Below are 5,374 nucleotides of genomic sequence, written 5' to 3'. Positions count from 1 at the left end.
TGGTTTTTACAGCTGGTTTCAAATTTTTTTGCAGTGTGGTGGCCGCGTTTTTCCCGTGGTGCCATGTTGTGTTTCGTTTTCAACGGAGAGTTTGATCCTGGCTCAGGATGAACGCTGGCGGCGTGCTTAACACATGCAAGTCGAACGATGATCTCCAGCTTGCTGGGGTGATTAGTGGCGAACGGGTGAGTAACACGTGAGTAACCTGCCCTTGACTCTGGGATAAGCCTGGGAAACTGGGTCTAATACCGGATATGACCTTCCATCGCATGGTGGTTGGTGGAAAGCTTTTGTGGTTTTGGATGGACTCGCGGCCTATCAGCTTGTTGGTGGGGTAATGGCCTACCAAGGCGACGACGGGTAGCCGGCCTGAGAGGGTGACCGGCCACACTGGGACTGAGACACGGCCCAGACTCCTACGGGAGGCAGCAGTGGGGAATATTGCACAATGGGCGCAAGCCTGATGCAGCGACGCCGCGTGAGGGATGACGGCCTTCGGGTTGTAAACCTCTTTCAGTAGGGAAGAAGCCGTAAGGTGACGGTACCTGCAGAAGAAGCGCCGGCTAACTACGTGCCAGCAGCCGCGGTAATACGTAGGGCGCAAGCGTTATCCGGAATTATTGGGCGTAAAGAGCTCGTAGGCGGTTTGTCGCGTCTGCCGTGAAAGTCCGGGGCTCAACTCCGGATCTGCGGTGGGTACGGGCAGACTAGAGTGATGTAGGGGAGACTGGAATTCCTGGTGTAGCGGTGAAATGCGCAGATATCAGGAGGAACACCGATGGCGAAGGCAGGTCTCTGGGCATTAACTGACGCTGAGGAGCGAAAGCATGGGGAGCGAACAGGATTAGATACCCTGGTAGTCCATGCCGTAAACGTTGGGCACTAGGTGTGGGGGACATTCCACGTTTTCCGCGCCGTAGCTAACGCATTAAGTGCCCCGCCTGGGGAGTACGGCCGCAAGGCTAAAACTCAAAGGAATTGACGGGGGCCCGCACAAGCGGCGGAGCATGCGGATTAATTCGATGCAACGCGAAGAACCTTACCAAGGCTTGACATGGACCGGACCGCCGCAGAAATGTGGTTTCCCCTTTTGGGGCTGGTTTACAGGTGGTGCATGGTTGTCGTCAGCTCGTGTCGTGAGATGTTGGGTTAAGTCCCGCAACGAGCGCAACCCTCGTTCTATGTTGCCAGCACGTGATGGTGGGGACTCATAGGAGACTGCCGGGGTCAACTCGGAGGAAGGTGGGGACGACGTCAAATCATCATGCCCCTTATGTCTTGGGCTTCACGCATGCTACAATGGCCGGTACAAAGGGTTGCGATACTGTGAGGTGGAGCTAATCCCAAAAAGCCGGTCTCAGTTCGGATTGGGGTCTGCAACTCGACCCCATGAAGTCGGAGTCGCTAGTAATCGCAGATCAGCAACGCTGCGGTGAATACGTTCCCGGGCCTTGTACACACCGCCCGTCAAGTCACGAAAGTTGGTAACACCCGAAGCCGGTGGCCTAACCCTTTTGGGAGGGAGCCGTCGAAGGTGGGACTGGCGATTGGGACTAAGTCGTAACAAGGTAGCCGTACCGGAAGGTGCGGCTGGATCACCTCCTTTCTAAGGAGCACCTACAGCAGTTCATCTATCAGCGTGTGTTGGTGGTGGGTGTTGTCAGGAGTAAAGGCCCGCAGCACAGACGAGTGTTTTGTGGCGGGTGCTCATGGGTGGAATATCAGCAAACAGGTGCCTGGTGGCACGGGCCGGCTTGTCAGTACGAACCTTCTTCCCTTTTGTGGGGGTGGTGGTTGTGGAACGCGGCCGGGTTGTGGTGGCGGGTGTCGTTTGGCGCACTGTTGGGTCCTGAGGCAACAGGACTGCTGGTGGCTCCCTTTTTGTGGGGGGTTGGTGGCGGGACTTTGTTTCTGGTTTCCCTGCTGCACGGGTCATGCACGTTGGTGTGTGGGGTGTGTGGTGTGGGGTTGTTGTTTGAGAACTGCATAGTGGACGCGAGCATCTTTTATAGAAGCAATTTCCAATGACATGAACCTGGATCTGGCCGCATCGTTGAATGGTGTGGTTGGTTTTGTGGTTCTCTCGAGTGTTTTTGTTCTTGATTTTTGTGGTCAAGTTTTTAAGGGCACACGGTGGATGCCTTGGCATTAGGAGCCGAAGAAGGACGTAGGAATCTGCGATAAGCCTGGGGGAGTCGATAACCGGACTGTGATCCCAGGGTGTCCGAATGGGGAAACCCCGCCAGGGGCGCGAGTTGCCTGGTGACCCGTACCTGAACTCATAGGGTGCGTGGGGGGAACGCGGGGAAGTGAAACATCTCAGTACCCGCAGGAAGAGAAAACAATAGTGATTCCGTTAGTAGTGGCGAGCGAACGCGGATCAGGCTAAACCGTTCCATGTGTGATAGCCGGCGGGCGTTGCATGGTCGGGGTTGTGGGACTTCCCGTACTGTCTCTGCCGGGGCAGTGGGGTGATGTGTGCGTATAGGTGAACGGTTTTGAAAGGCCGGCCAGAGAGGGTGTTAGCCCCGTAACCGTAATGCGTGATGCAGCCTGTGGAGGTTATCCCAAGTAGTACGGGGCCCGAGAAATCCCGTGCGAATCTGTCAGGACCACCTGATAAGCCTAAATACTTCCTAATGACCGATAGCGGACCAGTACCGTGAGGGAAAGGTGAAAAGTACCCCGGGAGGGGAGTGAAATAGTACCTGAAACCGTGTGCTTACAATCCGTCGGAGCAGCCTTGTAGTTGTGACGGCGTGCCTTTTGAAGAATGAGCCTGCGAGTTAGTGTTACGTCGCGAGGTTAACCCGTGTGGGGCAGCCGTAGCGAAAGCGAGTCTGAATAGGGCGTGTGAGTGGCGTGATCTAGACCCGAAGCGAAGTGATCTACCCATGGCCAGGTTGAAGCGACGGTAAGACGTCGTGGAGGACCGAACCCACTTCAGTTGAAAATGGAGGGGATGAGCTGTGGGTAGGGGTGAAAGGCCAATCAAACTTCGTGATAGCTGGTTCTCCCCGAAATGCATTTAGGTGCAGCGTTGCGTGTTTCTTGCCGGAGGTAGAGCTACTGGATGGCCGATGGGCCCTACAAGGTTACTGACGTCAGCCAAACTCCGAATGCCGGTAAGTGAGAGCGCAGCAGTGAGACTGTGGGGGATAAGCTTCATAGTCGAGAGGGAAACAGCCCAGACCACCAACTAAGGCCCCTAAGCGTGTGCTAAGTGGGAAAGGATGTGGAGTTGCCCAGACAACCAGGAGGTTGGCTTAGAAGCAGCCATCCTTAAAAGAGTGCGTAATAGCTCACTGGTCAAGTGATTCCGCGCCGACAATGTAGCGGGGCTCAAGTACACCGCCGAAGTTGTGGCATTCACACATGTTCTTAGCCTTTGTGGTTCAGGAGTGTGGATGGGTAGGGGAGCGTCGTGTGGGCGGTGAAGCTGCGGGGTAACCCAGTGGTGGAGCCTACACGAGTGAGAATGCAGGCATGAGTAGCGAAAGACGGGTGAGAAACCCGTCCGCCGGATGATCAAGGGTTCCAGGGTCAAGCTAATCTGCCCTGGGTAAGTCGGGACCTAAGGCGAGGCCGACAGGCGTAGTCGATGGACAACGGGTTGATATTCCCGTACCGGCGAAAAACCGCCCATGTTGAACAGGGGATACTAACTGCCCGAGACCTGCCCGACACCCCTTGTGGGTGAAGGGTTTTGGTGGAGCGCAGGGCCTGATCCTGGGAGGCAAGCGTATTAACAGGTGTGACGCAGGAAGGTAGCCGAGCCGGGCGATGGTTGTCCCGGTCTAAGGATGTAGGGCGAACGGTTGGCAAATCCGCTGTTCATGTGCCTGAGATCTGATGGGACCCCCGTATGGGGGGATTCGGTGATCCTATGCTGCCGAGAAAAGCATCGGCGCGAGGTTTTAGCCGCCCGTACCCCAAACCGACACAGGTGATCAGGTAGAGAATACTAAGGCGATCGAGAGAATTATGGTTAAGGAACTCGGCAAAATGCCCCCGTAACTTCGGGAGAAGGGGGGCCTGCCCCGTGATGGAGACTTGCTCTCCGTGAGCGGGTGTGGGCCGCAGAGACCAGGGGGAAGCGACTGTTTACTAAAAACACAGGTCCGTGCGAAGTCGCAAGACGATGTATACGGACTGACTCCTGCCCGGTGCTGGAAGGTTAAGAGGACCGGTTAGCCTCACGGCGAAGCTGAGAATTTAAGCCCCAGTAAACGGCGGTGGTAACTATAACCATCCTAAGGTAGCGAAATTCCTTGTCGGGTAAGTTCCGACCTGCACGAATGGAGTAACGACTTCCCCGCTGTCTCAACCATAAACTCGGCGAAATTGCAGTACGAGTAAAGATGCTCGTTACGCGCAGCAGGACGGAAAGACCCCGAGACCTTTACTATAGTTTGGTATTGGTGTTCGGAGTGGCTTGTGTAGGATAGGTGGGAGACGTTGAAGCCCGGACGCCAGTTCGGGTGGAGTCATCGTTGAAATACCACTCTGGTCACTTTGGACATCTAACTTCGGCCCGTGATCCGGGTCAGGGACAGTGCCTGATGGGTAGTTTAACTGGGGCGGTTGCCTCCTAAAAAGTAACGGAGGCGCCCAAAGGTTCCCTCAGCCTGGTTGGCAATCAGGTGTCGAGTGTAAGTGCACAAGGGAGCTTGACTGTGAGAGAGACATCTCGAGCAGGGACGAAAGTCGGGACTAGTGATCCGGCGGTACATTGTGGAATGGCCGTCGCTCAACGGATAAAAGGTACCTCGGGGATAACAGGCTGATCTTGCCCAAGAGTCCATATCGACGGCATGGTTTGGCACCTCGATGTCGGCTCGTCGCATCCTGGGGCTGGAGTAGGTCCCAAGGGTTGGGCTGTTCGCCCATTAAAGCGGTACGCGAGCTGGGTTTAGAACGTCGTGAGACAGTTCGGTCCCTATCCGCTGCGCGCGCAGGAAATTTGAGAAGGGCTGTCCTTAGTACGAGAGGACCGGGACGGACGAACCTCTGGTGTGTCAGTTGTACTGCCAAGTGCACCGCTGATTAGCTACGTTCGGATGGGATAACCGCTGAAAGCATCTAAGCGGGAAGCTCGCTTCAAGATGAGATTTCCACACACCATCAGGTGTGAGAGGCCCCCAGCCAGACCACTGGGTTGATAGGCCGGATGTGGAAGCGAGGACTAACGACTCGTGAAGCTGACCGGTACTAATAGGCCAACAACTTACACCACAACACCATATCGAGTGCTAGCGTCCACTATGCGGTTCCCAACCAACAACCCAAACGGTTGACCACGGGAACCAACCACAACAAAACCGAATAACACCACCTTGTTGTAACCACAAAAAGTTTTCCCCACCCCCCAAAA

Annotated in this window: 2 rRNA genes; both read left to right on the top strand. The window is 55.5% G+C overall.

What is annotated here, in order from left to right:
- Positions 1-79: 79 nt before the first annotated feature.
- Positions 80-1,606 (top strand): 16S ribosomal RNA (locus FDW83_RS18775).
- Positions 1,607-2,110: 504 nt separating this feature from the next.
- Positions 2,111-5,236 (top strand): 23S ribosomal RNA (locus FDW83_RS18770).
- The 16S and 23S rRNA genes sit together here, the layout of an rRNA operon.
- The last annotated feature ends 138 nt before the right edge of the window (positions 5,237-5,374 follow it).

Origin of the sequence: Pseudarthrobacter sp. NamE2, assembly GCF_005796205.1 — a bacterium.
Taxonomy (GTDB): domain Bacteria; phylum Actinomycetota; class Actinomycetes; order Actinomycetales; family Micrococcaceae; genus Arthrobacter.
The sequence above is the reverse complement of the archived record's forward strand: the minus strand, read 5'-3'. Positions and strand labels throughout refer to the sequence as shown.